We start from the raw sequence: 17,974 nt of genomic DNA on the forward strand, positions 1-17,974 counted from the left end.
GCCCCCTCCCGTGATGTTCCCGCCGCCGCAGGCAAGCCCCGTGAGATCTGCCGGAACCGCCTTCTCACGTACGCCGTCAGCGAGAAGGCGAGACTCGCACCCGCAACGCCCCCGCAGACTCTCCTGTGTCGTTGAGATGCCCGATGACTTCCACAAGGGTGATCACCATGGCCGTCAGCGTGCGGCGCAGCATCACGCCGATCGCCGCGCCGCCGAAGACGGAGAAGAGGGTGAGGGCCACGGGCACGGGGCCCGTGTTGTCGAAGGTGCCTCAAGGTGCCTTCGGGGATCCACTCCGTGGCCGTGACCTCGGACTTGTAGAGGTTCCACCACCAGCCGAACGCGGCCGACAGCGCGACCGTGCTCACCGTGACCACCAGCGCGGTCAGGGCCGGTTTCGTGGCCAGCCAGCGACTACGGCTCACGGACTGGGTGGCCACCAGCTTGGCGGTGCCGTTTTCCAGGTCGCGGGCGAACAGCGAAATCCTGGGCAGTCAGCAGTTCCGCGTCGATCAGATTGTCCGTGTCCCAGGTCGCGTGCTGCAGCGCCTGCACGGCCTTGCGTACGTCGCGGTCGTCCACGCGCCACTGGCCGCCGCTCTTGTGATCAGGCTCGATTGCTGTCATGAGTCTCTCACTCCAGCAAGCGCCCGGCCCGGCGCACCTTCGTCCTGCGTCGGCGACACCTCTTCCCGGGTGGCGTCGGCGCCGTGGAAAGAGAGGCTTTCCGGGGCCAGGCGGTGGCCTTGTTCTGTTGTCAGTGGCGGCTGACATGATCACGGTTATGAGCGATGGGGTTTTCGATTGGCACCTGTTTCTCGGCCGTTGGCAGGAGGAGTGGGTTCCGTCCGCCGATGACGAGTATGAGGACCAGGATGGCGAGGAGGGCGGCGGCCCGCGCGTCGTTTCGCTGGGCAGCCCGGGGGCGGACGAGGCGGCGATCACCGCGCTGGAGCAGCGCCTCGGTCAGCGGTTGCCGCCCTCGTACCGGGAGTTCCTCGCCGTGAGCGACGGATGGCGCGTGGAGCAGACCGCCGGTGTGTATCAGCTCGGCGGCGTCGCGGACATCGACTGGTCCGGGGACCCGTTCGGGCTGAGCGAGGTGTACGAGGAGAGTCTGGGCGACGACCCGACCGAGCGGGAGGTTCTGCTCGCCGGCATGTGGCGGCGGTCCCTGCGCCTGGAGACGGATTCCGACATGACGCTCGCCCTGCTGGACCCGGGCGACCGCGACGAGAACGGCGAGTGGGCGTTCTACGTCTACAAGGGCTGGAGCGGTGAGTACCCCGACCGCTACCCGTCGTTCCGGGCATACATGGAAGCCATGTACCGCGGCTTCCACGCCGACCGTACGGAGCGCGCCGACTTCGAGAACGCGACCACGCGCACCCAGGACGCCCAGGTCGAGAAAGCCCGTCTTCTCGCCCTGAGCGGACGGCACGAGGAGGCCGCACCCCTGCTCGAAGAGGCACGGTCCTTCGGGCGGCCGCACGCCGCACTGCTGCTGAACCAGTTGGAGCAGCTCGCGGCCCCTCACACCTACCGGGACTACGGCCTTCTGGTGGCCGACCCGCTCTATCTGCCCGAACTCTTGCCGGTCATGGCGAGCGAACCGGCCTCTGGCGCATGGCGCCTGGGCGGGGACGACCACTGGCTGGGGATGATGGCCGCCCGTGGGGTCGACCGGGAAGTCGCCGAGAACCTGCTGCGCACCATGCGTGACGGCACGTACCACTACGCGCCGCCCGGTACGTGGGGCCAAGCCGTGGCCGAGGCCCGGGAGGCGGCTCACTGGGGAGCGACCGACGCCGCATGGCGGCTGCTGAGGGAGAGCCTTGCGCTGTGGGAGCCGTCCGGACCCCTGCTGCTCGCCCCGCTCGGGCTGCTCGCCGATCCGGTCCTCGGACCGCTGATCACCCCGGAGCGCGGGCGGGAGATCCTCGCGACGCCCCGCGCCGGTGAGCCCGGTCCCGCTCCCGAGCCGGTACCAGACCTGGATCCGCCGGGCCTGACATGGCTGACGACGACCGGGGTCTACGGACGGCCGTTCGATGCCTACCGTTGTATCTGGGTCGAGGGCACCGACCCTGCCACGTTGCCTGACCTGATCGGCGAGGAGGGCGCCGCCTTGAGCGCGCCCGTCCACGCGACGAGGGCGCACCGGCAACTGCCGCAGGATCACGAGCGCGAGGGCGGCGAATTGTGGGAGGACCGGGCCTCGGTCATGGTCGGCCGCTGTACCCAGGGGTGGGCCTTCGCCTTCGACGGCCACTCCTCCAGGGAGATCAGCACCCTGTTCCGGTCGCCCGCCGCGGCCGCTTCCGCATCGGGCCGCGCCGTGGTGGTGTGGCGCGAGCGGCAGTGGCACCACGGCGACCGGCCGGCCGCGTTTCATGTCTCGGTGGCCGAACGGGGCGCGGAACTCTATGCGTTCACGGTGCGAGGCGGTGAGATCGAGAGGTCCGGCGCGATACCCGCGGCTTTGGACCCGGCGCAGATTCTCGACCCGCTGGATTCACCACTCGACAAAGAGACTCGTATGCTGCGGGCCCTCCACAGCGAACTGGGCCTTTCGCTGCCCTGTTTCGCCCTGTCCCAGGGCAGCCTTCCCATGCTCGTGACCCGGTCCTGGACCCGGGCACCCCGCGCGGGCGAAAGTTTCGCTTACGTGAGCATCGGTCGCCTCCGGAACTGAGGCAGTGAGGGCCAGGAACCGCGCGAGCGTCTTTGGCTCTGGCCGCACGCCGGCGGCAGGGGCCGACAGCCGGGCAGCAGGGCGCAGCGGCACCCCTTCCCGCAGGGCAGGGCCCCGGCGTGGCGCCACGGGCACCACGCGGCGTCTTGGAGCCGTCTGCTTGCCCAGCATGCGAACGCGCAGACGCAGACCAGCGCCAGGACACAGGCAGAGAAAGGGCCGACCCCCGCTTCCGCCTCGCGGCGGGTGGCAACGGGGCCGGCCGGACCGGACCGGACCGGACCGGAGAACGGCCCCGCGTTCAGCTGAGACGAGCGGCGCCTCAGTGGCAGCCGAGCATGCCGGGGGAGTTGACGTCGACGGTGACCACGCCCGGCGGGTAGCGGTCCTCGTCTTCGGTGAGCAGGACCGACATGCCGGTGAGCTCGGCACGCGGCAGCGCACTACAGGGCGTGGCAGGTGTCGGGGCCGCCGTAGCCGTCACGGATCATGGCGCCGACGGTGGCTGGCGCCATCGTGTCGAGCGGGTCGACGGCCACAGGGGAGAACGCCAGGACACGGCGGTGCGAACGCTCCCCGCCGACGGCTCAGAGCTCGACGAACTTGTCCGCCAAACCCCGTTCCAGGTAGTCGTCCGGCAGGTCCTGGATGACCAGCTCGGCTTCGGTGCGTTCGGTGTGCAGCCGCCAGTAGGCGTCGGCGATCGTCTGCGGCTGGGAGTCGTGGCCTCCTTGGCCGATGAAGGCGGCGATGGCCACGTGCGCGGCGTAGACGCCGGTGCCGGCAAGCGCCGCGTGCAGGTTGAGGATCCAGTTGCGCATCCCGCCGGTGGCGATCTGGACGTTCGCCACGTGCGGGGCGATCACCGGCCCCGACCCCGCCCCGCTGCTGACCAGGATCGTCCCCGTGCCGCGCTCCAGCATGCCGGGCAGGACGTGCTGCACCGCTGCCACGCCCCCGAGCAGATAGAGGTCCAGCTGGGCCAGAACCGAGTCGACGGTGACCTTCGTGGCCTCGACCAGTGGAGCCCGGCGCAGGTCTGCCGGGGAGGGCGCGGGTGAGTACTCGAGTATGTCGATCGGTCCCAGCCGCTCCTCTGCGGCGGTGAGCGCCGCGTGCAGAGCGGGACGGTCGGTCACGTCGGCGGGGAACGCCTCGGCCCGCACGCCCGTGGCGGACAGTTCGGCGGCCACCGCCTGCAGCGTCGTACGGTTGCGGGCGATCAGCGCCACGTCGACCCCCTCGGCGGCGAACCGCCGGCCGATCTCGCGCCCCAGTTGCGGGCCTGCGCCCACGATCGCGAGCGTGCTCAATTCGCCACCTCGTTACCCTTGTATCGACATTCCGGACTGCAGATGTCGGGTCTTCGATCCATTCCGGAACAACGGTAGGACGCGTGTGGTTTCGGCGTCTCGGACCGGCGCGTCAGCCCGAACAGGAGATTCGCGACAACGATGAGCGGCACTTTCTCGGCAGACGTGAGCGGCGCGAACGCCTTCAGCGACTTCGCGCACGAGTGGCGGAGCCGGATGGGCGAGACCTTCGCGCTGGCGCCCTTCCGCCGGACGACCGTGTCCGGCTTCTCGGCGCGGTCCCGCGGGTTCCGGGTGCGGGACATGATGTTCAACCGCTTCGAGACCGCGACCGCCCTGCGGACGGCGGGCCGACGGGTCGGGGCCGACGATCACGTACGCCTGTGGATCGTCCACCGGGGGAGTTGGCGGTTCGAGGAACCGGGAGGAGCCGAGCACACGGCACCGGCCGGTCGCCTGCTGGTACAGACGGGAAGGCTGTCCCACTTCTCCGCGGCGCCCCACACCGTCGTGCAGGTACTCGTCCTGCCCGCCGCCGAGGTGCGGCCCGGACGGGGCGGGCCGGCCTCCGGTCCGGCCGACACCGCCGAGGTGCGGCTGCTGACGGCGCACGCCGCCATGGTGGGCCGGATGCTGGACCGTCTCGGGCCGGCAGGGGTCGACGCCGCCCGCGGCACCCTGGCCGAGCTGGCCCGGGCCGCCGCCGGGGGTGGCCTGGACGACGTGGAGCCCCTGTTGTCGCCGGCCCTGGCCCAAGCCGCGCGGGACCTGGCCGACCGCCGGCTCACCGACCCCGCTCTGTCCCCCTCGGCTCTCGCCCGGGAGCTGAACGTGTCCCCGCGTACCCTCCAACGGGCCTTCGCCAGGGAGGGCCGGCCGCTGAGCACTTACATCCGGCGCCGCCGCCTTGAGGAGGCATGCCGCGAGCTCGTCGCACCGCACCGGCGCATGACCGTCACGGAGATAGCCGCCCGCTGGCAGTTCGCCGACAGCGGCCACTTCGCCCGCGCCTTCCGCAAGCACTACGGCCGGACCCCGACCGACTACGCCGCGACGGCTGCTCGTGAAACGGATGCCACATAGCTGTGCGGGGCCGTTGCCGCCACCGCTCACGGCAGGGACGCCCGGGTCAGCCGAGGCACACCACCAGGCACACCACCAGGCACACCACCAGCAGACAGAGCTGCGGCGACGACGGTTCCGCCGCGGGTGGTCTCCGGGGCGCGTCCTCGTCGCTGCCGTCGCGGGGCGCGGAGGTGACCGGCGGCTTCGAGGGTGCGGTGGGGGGCGGTGTCGGGGGTGCGGTGAGGGTCGTCGGTGTCGGGGGTGCGGGCGAGGGCCTGAGGTCGGCGGGCTGACACCGTGAGGTGTCGTGGCCAACCTCCGTGTGTGGGTTCTTGGCTGAGCTGGTCTCTTCTCACCGGATCTGATCCGTACGTGATCCGTCTCATTGGTTCCGGTCCGTCCGCTGCGGGGGCCAGTGGAGGATGTCGATGACCTTTGCCGGATACTGAGGGTGAAGGGACAAGGTCAGTCGATCAACGTGGTTGGGACAGGAGTGCCAGGCCGGTCTCGCAGAAGTGTGCATCTCCTGGTGAGTGGCGTGGTCTGCCGGCCCGCGACGAGTAGGCTGATCGTTCGTGATCGGACCGGGGAGGTCGGCGTGGACTATGGCGACAAGCTGTTTTGGCTGTCGGTTGTGATTCAACGCAAGTACGCGCAGATTGCCGCCGGGTTCGACCTGACCCCCTCGCAGGCCACGCTGCTCTGCGCAGTCAGGAACGAGCCGCGGCGGATGGCTGACCTCGCCGCGTCGTTGGGTATGACCAAGAACGCACTGAGCCAGCTGGTCGATCGCACCGCGCGGCGCGAGTTGGTCGGCCGGGCAAGCTCGGCGCAGGACCGACGGGTCGTCATGCTCAGTGCGACGCCCACGGGGAAGGTGCTCGCCGAGGCCATTTACGCCGAGGTCGCCAAGCGCCTGCCCGAGATCGCGAGGAACCTCGACGTCGACGACCAGCGCGACTTCGAGCGCGTGGCCACCGCCATCGTGGACACCTCGGACCTCTCTTCGCCCACTTCGAACCAACCCGTCACACCGTGAGGTGCCACTACAGCCGCCCCTTGACGAAGTTCATGCCGTGAACTAATTTCGTTCACGCCATGAACTAACGAAGGGGTGGCAGAGATGCGCACACAGACGACCGGCACGATCGCAGTCTTCGGCGCGACGGGGCAACAGGGCGGGGCGGTGGTCGACGCACTGCTGGACCACAAGGCGCGGGTGCGGGCTCTGGTCCGCGACCCGCAGTCCGGCCGGGCTCAGGCGCTGGCCGCCCGCGGCGTCGAGCTGGTGGCCATCCGGGCCGACGACCCGGCGTCGCTGGCCGCCGCGCTGGCGACGGTCGAGGGGTTCTACTTCATGACCCCGGAGGCGAACAGCCTCGAAGAGGTCGAGGCGGAGATCCACATCGGTACCGCGCTCGTCGACGCGGCGGTCGAGGCGGGCGTCCCGCACGTCGTGTTCAACTCGGTCTTCGGAGCGGACCGGGAGTCGGGTGTGCCGCACCACGATTCGAAGCACTCGATCGAGGAGTACCTGAGGAAGTCGGGCCTCAGGGCCACGATGGTTCGCGCGACCGCCTTCATGGAGAACTTCGCGAGTGTGATGGCACCGAGCCTGGAGCATGGAGAGATCGTGCTGAGGCTGCCGCTCCCGCAGGATGTCGCCCTGAAGATGATCTCGGTCAAGGACATCGGCCGGGTCGCGGCCGCGCTCCTGCTCGACACCGCGGAGGCGCCCGGCGGAGCCGTCGAGCTCGTCGGCGACGAGCTGACGGGTCCCCAGATCGCCGCGGCGTTCGGCGCGCGCGCCGGGCTGCCGGCCCGGTACGAGGTCCTCCCGTTGAGCGTGCTTCCCACCGACCTCGACAAAGCGATGTTCCGCGAGTTCGCGAAGGCGGTGGCAACCCCTTCGGACCTCGCGGTGGTGCGCTCGATCGAGCCGGCCACCCTGGACCTGGTCGAGTGGATCCGAACTACCGGCTGGACCGCGCCCACAGACGTGGCTGGTTCCTGAGCCTCCGGCCGTGATGAAAGCCCCGCGATCGGGCCCACGGTCCCGGCGCTCCGGGCACGGCAACGCATCCGCCCACGGTTGAAGTAGTCACGAAGCTCCCGGGGCGTGCCGGAGGCCGACGCCGTCACACTGGTTGTCGAGAGACCGCTGGTCGACGGCGAGGCAAAGATCCACGTCCAGCATGCCCCGGGCCGCCAACCAAAAGGCCTACATCGGCGCGGAGCGCAACGGCGGGGTGGCGATCCACGCGGCCTCGACCAGTGAGGTGTCGGTGAGGGGCTCGACATACACACATGGCGCTTCGCCGTCCCCTGTCACGATCGCCTCGTTCTCTGTTCTCCAGTCGCGTCGAGCCGTTCAACGGGATGTCATGTGAGCGTCCGGCATTCAGCGCGCGACGCTGCGCATCAGTCCCTCGAGGTCGCGTTCGCCGGCCGGTGTCTGGGCCCCCTCTTGCAGGCCTTCGCGCATCAGGCGCTGGGCGGCCGGCAGACTGAGGGTAGAAGCCCAGGCGTCGTTCTCACGCTGAAGCCCTTCCGTGAAGTCGTCGGCGGGCAGTGAGTGCTTGGCTGCTTCGATGATACCGTCGGGCAGCGCGGCGATGTTACGGGCGACACGGTCGACGTATTCGTCGAGCTCGTCGGCCGGCAGGGCTCGGTTGATCCAGCCATAGGACGCAGCGGTCTCGGCGTCGAACAAGTCGGCGGTCAGGATCACCTCCAGTGCGCGGTTGCGACCCACACGGTCTCGGAGGTACTGGGTTCCGCCTCCGCCGGGGACGATGCCCATGAGCGCTTCGATCTGACCTAGTCCAGCGGTCTCTACGGCGGCGAACGCCATGTCCGCCGCGGCCACGAATTCCGCCCCGCCCCCGCGCGCCTTGCCGGCGAGCTTCACGATGGTCACCTGTGGCTGATGGCGGATCAGTTCACCGATCGCCTGGAACACGTTGACGTCCGCCGGCGCGGATACGGCGAGTTCCTGGAGGGTGTCCCTCTCCTCGCCGACGCGCATGTCCACGTGAGCGATGAAGAATTCCGGATCGGCGCTCGAGAAGACGACCACGCGGGCGGAAGAGTCCTCCTTGAGGTTCGTCAGCACAGAACGCAGCTCACGCATCATCGTCGTTCCGAGCGCGTTCACCGGGGGATTGTCGAGGACGATCCGGGTGACGCCGTTCTCGCCGCTCACACGCAGGGTCGAATAGACATCGTTCGTCATGAGGCGCTCCGTTGGTTACCGGTGGGCATGTAGGTTTGCTATGCATACCTACCGTCGGGCGCGTAACTCCGATGGTCAAGAAGGCACTTGGGGAGCACCTAGGATCATGAAGGACACCGATGTGCGCGGCGTTGGCGCCGAAACACGGACGGGTTTCCGGGCGGACTGCCCCAGCCGACCGATCCTTGACCAGATAGCGGACAAGTGGTCGATGATGGTGATGGCGCTGCTGGAGCGGCCCACCCGGTTCAATGAACTGAAGCGAAATCTGGAGGGCATCACACAACGTGTCCTCACCCAGACACTGCGCCGTCTTGAGCGCAACGGCATGATTAAGCGCACGGTTCTGCCGACCTCACCGGTCGGTGTCGAGTACTCGCTCACACCCCTGGGCGAGTCCCTGCGCGAGCCGTTCGGCCGGCTCTACGACTGGACTGTCGAGCACAGCGGAGAGATCCAGAAGTGCCAGCGGGCGTACGACACCAGGGCTGACGCTCAGCTCGGCTGAGCCGGGGTCCCGGATGGGGGAGGTCAACTGCGCTGAGAGGCGCCCGGGGTTTCGACCGGCAGTTACGTGTGTCCGGGGCGGGCGAACGCGCCCTGCGGACCGGTCGGCGCACATGGGATGCCGTAGGCGAGCCGGTGAACGATACGGTGGCCGGGGCCCGAAGTCTGTCCGTGCCCCGACCGCCGTATGCGTCATGCCGTGGAGCATCCGCGAACGAGGCGGTCGCGACCGGTGAGTACGCCCGTACGTACAGCCTCACGGTCGAAGGCCGGCATACGGCCGCGGTGATCGCCGCGAAGAGGGCGGGGACGGCCGTGGACGCTGCGGGCCCCGCCCGCTGAGCCGCCATGGAGTCGGATGATCACGGTACGGGCGCCGCGGGGCCGTTCATGAGCCGCTGCGCCACTGGCTGACGCTGTCTGCCGCCGTCCTGTCACTGTCCGGTGATGCGGGTGGTCAGGCGGGCCAGCAGCGGGACGCACTGCCGAAGTTGCCGCTGCTCGTCGGAGGTGAGCGCGTCGCGCATGGCGGTGTTGAGCCAGTCGGCGCGCCGTGCGCGTTCCCGCCGGAGGCGGACGCGGCCGGCGTCGGTGATGTGCAACAGGAGCTTGCGGCCGTCGGTCGGATGAGGTTCGGTGCGGACCAGGCCTTTGCCGAGGACTTCTTTCACGGTTTTGGCGGCCGCCTGGTGGCTCACGCTGCGCAGGTGGGCGAGGTCGGCGGTGGTGTGCGGGCCGTCCCGGTCGAGGTGGCCGAGGAGAGCGGCCTCCCCGGCGGGCATCGCGTCCGCGGCCCGCACGGCACGGACCAGTTCACCGATCACCTGTCGAAGATCTTCAGCCAGCGCGTCGTCGTCCATGTCTCCATCCTACGTGAGGTGTGTAACCTAGTTGCACAACCAAGTTGTAGAGTTTTGGAAAGGCGAGAGATGTCCATACACCTCACGAAGTTCGGCCATGCCTGCGTTCGTATCGAGAAGGAAGGCCGCCGCCTGGTCATCGACCCCGGCGGACTGACCGAGCCGCACGCACTGGACGACGTCGATGACGTCCTGATCACCCACGAACACTTCGACCACTTCTCCGAGGAGACGCTCCGCGAAGCCGCTCGAAGCAACCCGGCGCTCAGGATCTGGACCAACACCTCCGTCGCCAGGCTCCTTGACGGTCTCGGCACTCGGGTCACCGCCCTCGGTGACGGGGAGGCCTTCAACGCAGCCGGCTTCGACGTCAAGGTCCACGGGACTTGGCACGCTCCCCTTCACCCCGACATCCCGCGCGTCGCGAACATCGGCTTCCTCGTCGACGACGCCCTGTTCCACCCAGGAGACGCCCTGACCGTCCCGGACGCCGCCGTCGACACCCTTCTGCTCCCTGTGCACGGGCCCTGGTCCACGACCGGACAGCTCATCGACTACGTGCGGGAGGTGTCGCCGCGACAGACTTACGCCATCCACGACGGCGCCCTCAACGACATCGGCACTGCCATGGCCGGCGGCTTCCTGGGCGACAACGGCCCCGGCATCGGGGCCCCTTACCGCCGCCTGTCCACGGGCGCCTCCATCGCGATCGGCGGTCACCGTCGTGAGTGCGCCAGGCGCCACCCGTGATGCCTTCGCCGTCACCTGACGGGCGAACGCCTTCGGCAGTGTCGGCCCCTGGTAGGCGCTGTCGATTCACGCCAGTTGCAGTAGCCGTCCCGGCTGCTGCATGAACGTCTCCATGAACCGCCCCGCGGTCACGGGTCAGTCTGCTGCGGTGTTCTCGGCAGGCTGGAACATCTCGTCCGCCAGCGCCCGGAAGGTCTCTTCGGGGTCCCGCCCGTCCAGCGGGCCGTCCATGTTGTGGGAGAGCAGCAGTGTCGCGAAGCCGTGGGCCATCGACCAGGCCGCCATGAACCCGATGGCCGGGTCGTCGCCGTAGCCCTCCACCGCCGTGCGGAGCTGACTCCTCGTCCGCTCGCGCGCCGTGAGGAGCTCCGGGGCGTCCGGCCGCAGAAGTTCCGGGCGGAACATGATCTGAAAGTGCGCCGGGTGCGCGGTGGCGAAGCGTACATACCGGACGCCCAGGTCACGCAGGCCGTCCGCTTCGCCGAGGGTGGCGGACAGCAGGCCGTAGCCCTCGGCCGCGATGGCGGTGAGAAGGCCCGCGCGGTCCTTGAAGTGGTGTGCGGGCGCGGCGTGAGAGACGCCCGCGCGGCGGGCCAGGTCGCGCAGGGACAGGGCCGCCGGTCCTTCGGTGGCGATGACGTCGAGGGCTGCGGTGAGCACGGCCCGGCGCAGGTCTCCGTGGTGGTAGGCGCGTTCGGAGGTCATGGTCAGCAGGTTACGCAGAATCTAGGCGTTGACAAGTTTGGCGGTCGACTGCAATCTAGTCGATGCCAAGATGGCCGGGTCGTGGGAAGAGGGATCGTCATGGGGAACGACAACGGACGCGTACGGCAGATGTGGCATCTCCTGGAGCCCCTGCACGCCGTCCTCTACTACGCTCCCGAGGTCTTCGAGGAGGTCAAGGCGCTCGGTTACGACACCAGCGAGCGCTGGCCGAGCTATTTCGCCTTGCGAGCGGCGCCGCTCGGGGCGCCCGGGGCCCGTCAGGTGGCCTCGGCGTTCTACAGCTTCAGCCCGCGCATGGTCGCCGAGCACATCCCCGCCGCCTGGGACGTCGCCGCACCGGACAAGGTGGTTGCGGCCAGGACGCGCGGCGTCGACCGGGCGTACCGCGCACTCATCGGCGAACGGACGGACAGTCCCGATCTCGCCGAGGCTGCCGCGCTCGCCCGCCGGGCGGCGGAGGCCGCGCACAGCGAGGGCCGCCCGCTCGCCGCCGCCAATGCCGCGCTGCCCTGGCCCCGGGAGCCGCACCTCGTGCTGTGGCAGGCCGCGACGATCCTGCGCGAGCACCGCGGTGACGGCCATCTCGCCACCCTCCTGACCGTGGGGCTCGACTCCGTGGAAGCGCTGGTGTCGTTCGCCGCGGTCGGCGCGGCACCGGCCGAGGTCTTCGCCAGCCGCGGCTGGAGCGAGCCCGAGTGGACGGCCGCCCGCGAACGGCTCGCCGCACGGGGCCTGCTGGACGCCGACGGCGCGGCGACCGACGCGGGCCACGCCCTGCGCGCCGAGGTCGAGCGCCGCACCGATGAGCTGGCCGCTTCCCCCTGGCAGGCGCTCGGCGCCGAAGGCACCACACGGCTCGCCGACCTCCTTGGCCCGCTCTGGTTGGAGGTCCTCGGCTCAGGCATGCTGCCCCGCGAGACCACGCTCGGCATCGGGAAGGTTTGACGTCTCCTGCCCTAAACGGCCCTAAAACGCCCTAAACGGGTGTCTCGCTCGCCACGCATCTTGCCGCAACCACCACCGTGCTCACGGCGGGGGCCTGCTGCTGGGACGACTCCTGGCGGAGGCCAGTACGCGGGACGGCGCCGCCACGTCCTCGCCCGCGCAGTGCCGCCCGGACCGCCGCCGACGAGGAGGCTGGAGCCGCCAGGTCGTGGCACTCGGCCTGACTGGCACGGCCCTGATGGCCTGTAAAGGTGCAGCCCCGGTCAGGCTTGGCATGATCGGCCTGCTGCCGCCCGCCGTGGTCGTCCCCGCTCTGCGGGCTGCCGCCCCGGACGGCCGCCCGCGTCACGTCCTGGTCATCGCCATTGCCATTGCCATCGCGAGCCTGCCGTGGGCCGGGGCCCCGGCGGAACGTGCCGGAGGGCCCGGCATGAACGCTCCCCAGCCCCAGGCTCCTCACGCACATGCTCCTCACGCACATGCTCCTCAAGCACATTCTCCTCAGGCACACGTTCCTCTCGCACACCCGGTGCTCCGCACCGACCTGCACACCCACACCGACTTCTCCGACGGCCGCGACCCGCTCGAAAGCGTCGTCGCCGCCGCGCAATCCGCCGGCCTGCGCACCCTGGTCCTCACCGACCACGTACGCGCCGACAGCACCTACCTGCCGCACTACGTGGCCGCCGTGCGCGCCGCCCGAGCCACCACCCCCGTCCGGCTGGTCTGCGGGGTCGAAGCGAAGATCATGAACACGCGGGGCCACCTCGACCTGCCCGACGACCTCGACGGCAGCACTCACATCGCGGTGGCCGACCACCGCTTTCCGCTGCCGGACGGCCCCGCGCACCCCGAAGCGGTGCGCGAACGGCTCGACGCGGGCACCATGACCCGCGCCGTCGCGCTGGAGACGCTCATCCTCGCGACGACGCGCGCCATCGCCTGCCGACGTCGTCTTCGACCGCGACGCGCTGTGGCGCATGACCCGCCACCTCGCCACCCCGGACGTGGGCGCCGTGACCGCCTACATCAAGGAAGGCAGCGGCAAGGAGGGCAACTACCTCACCCGCTACATCGCCTACGAGTACATCACCGCCCAGGCCGCCGCCCGACGCGCCCAGAACGTGCTCGGCGTCCTCGCCTGCCTGGCCGGCGGCGCCCAACTGCACAGCCGCGCCAATCTGGAGGCCCTCGGCGGGCAGATCGACACGACCACCCTCGCCGAGGACACCGTCACCACCTTCGAGACCCAACTGGCAGGGCGCCGGGTGGTCTTCGACGGCTGTGCCACGGTGCTCGCCGAGGAACCCGGGAGCCCGGCCGGACTGTGGAAGCAGCGGCTGCGCTGGGCGCGCGGCAACCTCCAGGTCACCCATCGCCTGGTTCGCAAAGCTGCTGACCGGTACCCGGCTGCGATGGCTGACCCCACCACTCCTGCACCTTGCCGGCTACGGCTCGCTGCTCGCCGCGTGCCTGGTCGCCTCGTTCATCCAGGAGATGCGGAACGCGGAGCTGAAGTGGCACAAGACCGAGAAGACGGGAAGGGTGGCGGCCGGACAGTGACGCGCGACGACGACGATACGAAGACCGCTTCCGCACCGGACGCCCCGGAGCCACAGGCGCTGGCCCGCCACGCCCAGGACCTCACCCGCCAGGACCGGCGCAGCGACCGGCACCTGTTGTGGCGGGAACTCGTGGTCCTGCTGCTGATCGCGGCGGTGCTGGTGGCCCGCTGGCAGTGGTTGCTGTGACCGCGGTTTCCTAGCCCGGGGTGAAGGGGTTGTCACCCCGCGCCGCCATCGCGAACCAGGCCGTCGGCATCCGGTCCGCGCCGATCACCGAGATGTGCACGAGGTGCCGTGGCCCCACGTCCCGGGGCGTCGCGGCCAGATGTGCGGCCACCACGTCGTCGCCCTTGGCGCCGCCGACCAGGTGCAGCACCGTGTCCACCCTCGCTGCTCATCAGGTCCCCGGTGACGTAGGTGATCCCCTCGGTGTCCTGGTGTGCGCTCCGGCTGAGCACCCGCAGAGGGCGGGTCGGCGCTGCCTCGCGCAGCAGGGGCAGCACGTGGCGGCGAGCGTTCCGGTACCGCCGGTGACCACGATGCATGGCGTCAACAGTCGTCATGTACCCCTACGTTGATCGTTCGTGTGGCGTGCGGTCTGCGGTCCTGCTGCTCTGACACGCTGCCGTGGATCCGCGGGGCGAAAACGCGGCCCTCCTCGCTCGCGGCTGTAGTGGCCGTCTGGGCCGCACGGCGAACTTCGCTGATCACGCAGGGCAACGAGGTGTGGAAGCTTGGGGGAAGCAGCGCGGCGTCGTGGCCGGCGTCGTCGGCGGTCGCCAACACCACGGACTCGCCGGAGCCCAGGTCGAGGGCTCGCAGTTGGCGCTCGTAGACGCATAGATGAGCCCACCCGTTGCGGGCACGATTATTACCGCCCGATGAGAGAGGGCCCGGTTACCGGGCACAGAAAACGAGCACGGAATCTCAAATGAATCTCAGATCGGGAATTCGACGCTTTGGACGGCTCGACGGAAAATTGATCCTGGGCGTCGGCCCTCGGTTCCCCAGGACGCGAACACGCGAGTGTGCCGCCGAAGGGTCCGGAGTTGCGGATGGTTCGGCGGCACATCGAAGTACGTCAGTCGCCCACGAGTCCGAATGGCCGTTCCTGGTCGGGGGCGTGGGTCCGCCAGGAATTCGCGTCGATGCGACCGAGGGTGTGCCCCGCTTTGACGACCTGGGTCGTGAAGTAGCGGGCGATCAGCCGGTACACCATCTCGCTGGGATGCCCGAGGTCACTGGTGGTGATCCGGTTGCGGGAAGCGCGCGCAGGGTCCTTTTGCGGTTCACCCGGTAGAGGAGGTGTGTAGAACACGGGGACTCCGGGGTCCTGGAAGTCCTTCTCCAGTCCCCAGCCCGCCAGGTCGGTGCTGATCTCCTTCATCCAGCGGTTCATCCGCACGTAGCGCGCGTGGTCCGGCTGCGGTGCGTGCGGCCCGGCCGGCCAGTTGGCCAGCAGGTCCGCCAGCAGCGTGTTGTAGGAGACCACGACGGGCTCGATGATCCTCGCCTCCTCGACCTTCGCCGCCGTGTCCTTCCGCATGTTCTCCATGAAGCGGCAGGCGTTGTAGACACTCGGCAGGTCGATCACCATGAAGTGGTGGTCCTGCGCCCGGTCCGGGAAAGCGGCGTTGATCTTCTCGACACTCGCCTGGATCTCCGCCACGGCAGGGAAGGCGCCCTTGCCGCTCAGCCCCTTGACCTCGCCCGGGTGGTTCTGCCGCCACGCCAGCCAGTCCGCGTAGAGGCCGGTGGCGGGCAGGGTCGGGCTGGGAGGGTAGTCCGGGCGCTTGGCGGTGATGAAGTCGTTGAGGCCGATCCAGATGACGTGCAGGGTGGGTCCGTCGAAGCGGCCGGTGTATTTCCTGCGCTGCGAGAGGTAGCTCTCGACCTGCTCGTCCAGCGTGGTCAGGGCCCCGGCCTTGGGCGTCCAGTCGCGCGTGGCGATGGCTCCGCCCATGGCGTAGTTGACGTAGCGGAAGATCTTGGCGGGCTTCCCCTTGGCCGAGGCCGCCGCGGCGGAGCCGGAGAGCCCGGATGTGCCGCGCTCCTCCAGCTCCTTGATGTAGGCCTTGGCGTCCATTTTCTCCTTCGGTGGCGCCTCCCAGTCGCTCACCCACATCTCCGCGCCGCCCGTCAGGGCGCGGTGCTGGGACGACGCGGCGAGGGTGACGTCCTTGTTGCCCCACATGATCGACTCGCCGGTGGCCCACTCCACCAGGAAGTCGGTCCAGTTCCTGCCGTCGCTGAAGCGGCCGGTCTCGTTGACGCGCATCCCGCCGAGACCCAGCGCGTTGAGAAGGCGGCCCATTTCCCCGGTGGGCCACGTCCACTTGTTACCGATGTCCGACATGCTGTCGCCAAGGACAACAAGGTTCTTGAAGTCAGCCATTTCTTTTCCTGCTTCCCCGTGCTGCCGATGTGATCGAATCCATGCCGATGCACGCCGCTGATACGGCCGACAGGAATTACGAATTCCTCAAATTTCCTCGACTGCCACCCCTCGACTTTTTCGGCAGTGCTTCTCGAAATACCGTAGGGGGGTGGAGCGGGCGAGGGAAGAGAGAACGGGAGATACATTCACTCTCATTCTGTCCAAGGTGATTTCCTTGCCACGCCCGCGTAGCCGCACCGGGGCAGCCTGCGGGGTTCTCGCAGTAGAGGCGGCGGATCGACAGCGCGCACACCGGATGGCCACCGACCGCCTCGTCGGCAACGTGGCGCAGGTGCCGGCTGTGTTCCCAGTCAGAGGTCCGACCGCAGCCGGTGTAGGGATGTCACGGCCCGGCCGAGTCGATCAACCGCTACGAAAGTCTTGTCTGAGCCAGGAGCACCCAGTTCCGATCGTGGTGGGCTCTGGCTCCTGTCGTCACTGGTGGTGCAGAAGGCTCGCGTAGAGCGTGAGGCCCGGGCCGAAGGACATGGCGACGATCGGGCCGCGTGTCTGCTGAAGGGCATGGAGGCGCTCGAGGACCAGGAGGACGGTGGGGGACGAGCAGTTGCCGTACGTGTCAAGCACGTCGTACGACGACTGGAGCGGCCACGGCGGCACGGAAGGTGTAACCGGTACCGCGGATGATCTCCAACCCCGCCAGGTCGTGGCGCCCGGTCCACGGACGCAGCAGCGCGCCGAGGGCACGCGGGGTGGTCAGGTCGGCTTCGGCTTCGCCGTCGTGCAGCTGGAATTCCCAGCGGTAGAGCTCGCCTGCGACGTGCATGAACGTCACAGACCACGAAGGGCCACAGACCTGTTCGGCGCCGCCCGAGCTGTCGAGGCCCGCACGAGCCCGGACGTCTACGACCAGCCAGCGTTCGGCGAACCGCATGTCCTCCATCGGGATCCGTGCCGGTTTCCGGACCGTGCTGTCCGCGCCGTCACAGCCGAGGACCACAGACCCCGTGAAGGTGTGTGTCCGCTCGTGTGGCAGCAGATCTGCGCTCACCTGAACGCGGGCAGAGGTCGACGGCCCCGGCCCGAGGCCGTGCACCTCGGCTCCCGCGTAAAAGCTGATCAGCGGGTGCTCTCGGACCCGTAGGAGGAGGGATTCGTCGAGGCCGGGCTGGTGGAACATGTTGGCCTGCGGGAAACCGTTGACGCAGGGCCGCAGAGCGCGGCGGAACTCGGCCATGACCCGATGCCGGGCATCAAGCAGGCGCAGCCGCTGCCCGGCCGGGACCGTGCCAAGAATTCCTCGCCGACACCGGCCCGAAACAGTGTGCGGGCCACCTCGTCGTCGAGGTGCACCGCCCGCGGCGACTGGCTCGAGCGGCGATGGCGTCCGAGCAGAGTCACGGGAATCGCGAAGTTGGCGAGCAGCAGGGCGGCGGTCGCGCCGACGGGACCCGCGCGCAGGTGGTGACCGGGTGGACGGTCTTGTCGCGGAAGTCGAGGGCTTCGGTGAACGTCGTCATGATCATGGGTGCTCGGACGTTCCAGATGGGTCTTGGCCAAAAGGATGGTGTCGTAGCCGTCGAGGGAGGGCGGGCGGCCTTCGATGGCCGGGCGGGCGTCGCTGTCCTGCTCACGGACGTTGCGCTTCACCGTCGCGTCGTAGTCGTGCGGGTGGGGTCGGCGGCCTGGATGCGGTAGGTGTCGCAGGCGATGCGGTCGGCGATCTTCTCGGCGAGCACTTCGGTGTTGCCGACGTTCAGGTCGGTGCGGCCGCCGCAGTAGGTCTCGCCCGGGCGGGAGAAATAGGCCAGCAGGACTAGGCCCAATGCCGTTGTTTTACGGATTCGCGGGTTGGGGTCGTTGGATACGGACGGCTTGGACGCCGCCGCGGGTGGGCTGGGGCCAATGGTGGTGTTCA

The 17,974-nt window shown here is 69.2% G+C and carries 19 protein-coding genes and 3 pseudogenes; 9 read left to right on the top strand and 13 right to left on the bottom strand.

Annotated features, from left to right (window positions below; all coding sequences use genetic code 11):
- Positions 1 to 76: 76 nt before the first annotated feature.
- Both ACH4RC_RS39460 and ACH4RC_RS39465 read right to left on the bottom strand, forming a co-directional pair.
- Positions 77 to 247, bottom strand: coding sequence for a hypothetical protein (locus tag ACH4RC_RS39460; protein ID WP_398209409.1), 171 nt, complete (start codon positions 245 to 247; stop codon positions 77 to 79).
- Between the two features lie 167 nt (positions 248 to 414).
- Complete coding sequence (locus ACH4RC_RS39465) at positions 415 to 627, bottom strand: hypothetical protein (protein WP_398209410.1); 213 nt, start codon at positions 625 to 627, stop codon at positions 415 to 417.
- A 157-nt stretch (positions 628 to 784) separates the two neighbouring features.
- On the opposite strand from ACH4RC_RS39465, the gene ACH4RC_RS39470 reads away from it, so the two are divergent.
- Positions 785 to 2,695 carry an SMI1/KNR4 family protein gene (locus tag ACH4RC_RS39470; protein ID WP_398209412.1) on the top strand — a complete coding sequence of 637 codons (1,911 nt, stop codon included), beginning with the start codon at positions 785 to 787 and terminating at the stop codon, positions 2,693 to 2,695.
- A gap of 587 nt (positions 2,696 to 3,282) precedes the next feature.
- Here ACH4RC_RS39470 and ACH4RC_RS39475 read toward each other — a convergent pair.
- Positions 3,283 to 4,008, bottom strand: coding sequence for an SDR family NAD(P)-dependent oxidoreductase (locus ACH4RC_RS39475; RefSeq protein WP_398209414.1), 726 nt, complete (start codon positions 4,006 to 4,008; stop codon positions 3,283 to 3,285).
- Positions 4,009 to 4,149: 141 nt separating this feature from the next.
- Between ACH4RC_RS39475 and ACH4RC_RS39480 the strand changes: the two genes are divergently transcribed.
- The 3 genes from ACH4RC_RS39480 to ACH4RC_RS39490 all read left to right on the top strand — a co-directional run bounded on the left by ACH4RC_RS39480 (position 4,150) and on the right by ACH4RC_RS39490 (position 7,087).
- Positions 4,150 to 5,091, top strand: coding sequence for a helix-turn-helix domain-containing protein (locus ACH4RC_RS39480; RefSeq protein WP_398209416.1), 942 nt, complete (start codon positions 4,150 to 4,152; stop codon positions 5,089 to 5,091).
- Positions 5,092 to 5,671: 580 nt separating this feature from the next.
- Positions 5,672 to 6,112 (top strand): MarR family winged helix-turn-helix transcriptional regulator, encoded by a 441-nt coding sequence (locus tag ACH4RC_RS39485; protein ID WP_398209417.1) that lies wholly within the window; start codon positions 5,672 to 5,674, stop codon positions 6,110 to 6,112.
- An 84-nt stretch (positions 6,113 to 6,196) separates the two neighbouring features.
- Positions 6,197 to 7,087 carry an NmrA/HSCARG family protein gene (locus ACH4RC_RS39490; protein ID WP_398209419.1) on the top strand — a complete coding sequence of 297 codons (891 nt, stop codon included), beginning with the start codon at positions 6,197 to 6,199 and terminating at the stop codon, positions 7,085 to 7,087.
- 387 nt (positions 7,088 to 7,474) lie between these two features.
- Here ACH4RC_RS39490 and ACH4RC_RS39495 read toward each other — a convergent pair whose 3' ends face one another.
- Positions 7,475 to 8,308 (bottom strand): enoyl-CoA hydratase/isomerase family protein, encoded by an 834-nt coding sequence (locus tag ACH4RC_RS39495; RefSeq protein ID WP_398209421.1) that lies wholly within the window; start codon positions 8,306 to 8,308, stop codon positions 7,475 to 7,477.
- Between the two features lie 106 nt (positions 8,309 to 8,414).
- Here ACH4RC_RS39495 and ACH4RC_RS39500 point away from each other — a divergent pair, with 106 nt between their 5' ends.
- Positions 8,415 to 8,816, top strand: coding sequence for a winged helix-turn-helix transcriptional regulator (locus ACH4RC_RS39500; protein ID WP_398209422.1), 402 nt, complete (start codon positions 8,415 to 8,417; stop codon positions 8,814 to 8,816).
- A 433-nt stretch (positions 8,817 to 9,249) separates the two neighbouring features.
- On the opposite strand, the gene ACH4RC_RS39505 is transcribed toward ACH4RC_RS39500, so the two are convergent.
- The gene (locus tag ACH4RC_RS39505; protein WP_398209424.1) at positions 9,250 to 9,675 is read right to left on the bottom strand and encodes a MarR family winged helix-turn-helix transcriptional regulator; all 426 of its coding nucleotides are present in this window, start codon (positions 9,673 to 9,675) and stop codon (positions 9,250 to 9,252) included.
- 75 nt (positions 9,676 to 9,750) lie between these two features.
- On the opposite strand from ACH4RC_RS39505, the gene ACH4RC_RS39510 reads away from it, so the two are divergent.
- A complete protein-coding gene (locus ACH4RC_RS39510; RefSeq protein WP_398209436.1) occupies positions 9,751 to 10,425 on the top strand; it encodes an MBL fold metallo-hydrolase in 675 nt (224 codons plus the stop codon).
- Between the two features lie 135 nt (positions 10,426 to 10,560).
- Here ACH4RC_RS39510 and ACH4RC_RS39515 read toward each other — a convergent pair whose 3' ends face one another.
- Positions 10,561 to 11,130 carry a TetR/AcrR family transcriptional regulator gene (locus tag ACH4RC_RS39515; RefSeq protein ID WP_398209425.1) on the bottom strand — a complete coding sequence of 190 codons (570 nt, stop codon included), beginning with the start codon at positions 11,128 to 11,130 and terminating at the stop codon, positions 10,561 to 10,563.
- Between the two features lie 99 nt (positions 11,131 to 11,229).
- On the opposite strand from ACH4RC_RS39515, the gene ACH4RC_RS39520 reads away from it, so the two are divergent.
- The 3 genes and pseudogenes from ACH4RC_RS39520 (at position 11,230) to ACH4RC_RS39530 (ending at position 13,847) form a co-directional block, all read left to right on the top strand.
- A complete protein-coding gene (locus ACH4RC_RS39520) occupies positions 11,230 to 12,096 on the top strand; it encodes a hypothetical protein (protein WP_398209427.1) in 867 nt (288 codons plus the stop codon).
- A 430-nt stretch (positions 12,097 to 12,526) separates the two neighbouring features.
- Positions 12,527 to 12,799, top strand: a pseudogene (locus ACH4RC_RS39525) (PHP domain-containing protein); the annotation flags it as partial.
- Between the two features lie 277 nt (positions 12,800 to 13,076).
- Positions 13,077 to 13,847: a glycosyltransferase gene (locus ACH4RC_RS39530; RefSeq protein WP_398209429.1), complete on the top strand. Its 771-nt coding sequence runs from the start codon at positions 13,077 to 13,079 to the stop codon at positions 13,845 to 13,847.
- A gap of 10 nt (positions 13,848 to 13,857) precedes the next feature.
- On the opposite strand, the gene ACH4RC_RS39535 is transcribed toward ACH4RC_RS39530, so the two are convergent.
- The 7 genes and pseudogenes from ACH4RC_RS39535 to ACH4RC_RS39565 form a co-directional block, all read right to left on the bottom strand.
- Complete coding sequence (locus ACH4RC_RS39535) at positions 13,858 to 14,046, bottom strand: hypothetical protein (protein ID WP_398209430.1); 189 nt, start codon at positions 14,044 to 14,046, stop codon at positions 13,858 to 13,860.
- A 696-nt stretch (positions 14,047 to 14,742) separates the two neighbouring features.
- Positions 14,743 to 16,056: a hypothetical protein gene (locus tag ACH4RC_RS39540; protein WP_398209431.1), complete on the bottom strand. Its 1,314-nt coding sequence runs from the start codon at positions 16,054 to 16,056 to the stop codon at positions 14,743 to 14,745.
- A gap of 477 nt (positions 16,057 to 16,533) precedes the next feature.
- Complete coding sequence (locus tag ACH4RC_RS39545) at positions 16,534 to 16,683, bottom strand: hypothetical protein (RefSeq protein ID WP_398209433.1); 150 nt, start codon at positions 16,681 to 16,683, stop codon at positions 16,534 to 16,536.
- Complete coding sequence (locus tag ACH4RC_RS39550) at positions 16,676 to 16,990, bottom strand: hypothetical protein (protein WP_398209437.1); 315 nt, start codon at positions 16,988 to 16,990, stop codon at positions 16,676 to 16,678. Before ACH4RC_RS39550 ends, ACH4RC_RS39545 begins: the two co-directional genes overlap by 8 nt.
- Positions 16,991 to 16,993: 3 nt before the next feature.
- Positions 16,994 to 17,293 (bottom strand): annotated as a pseudogene (locus ACH4RC_RS39555) (3-(3-hydroxyphenyl)propionate hydroxylase); the annotation flags it as partial.
- Positions 17,176 to 17,706 carry an FAD-dependent monooxygenase gene (locus ACH4RC_RS39560; protein WP_398209434.1) on the bottom strand — a complete coding sequence of 177 codons (531 nt, stop codon included), beginning with the start codon at positions 17,704 to 17,706 and terminating at the stop codon, positions 17,176 to 17,178. The gene ACH4RC_RS39560 and the pseudogene ACH4RC_RS39555, both read right to left, overlap by 118 nt.
- Positions 17,703 to 17,974: pseudogene (locus tag ACH4RC_RS39565) on the bottom strand (hypothetical protein); the annotation flags it as partial. The gene ACH4RC_RS39560 and the pseudogene ACH4RC_RS39565, both read right to left, overlap by 4 nt.

It is taken from the genome of Streptomyces sp. NPDC016845 (genome assembly GCF_044332585.1).
In the GTDB taxonomy this organism is placed as follows: domain Bacteria; phylum Actinomycetota; class Actinomycetes; order Streptomycetales; family Streptomycetaceae; genus Streptomyces.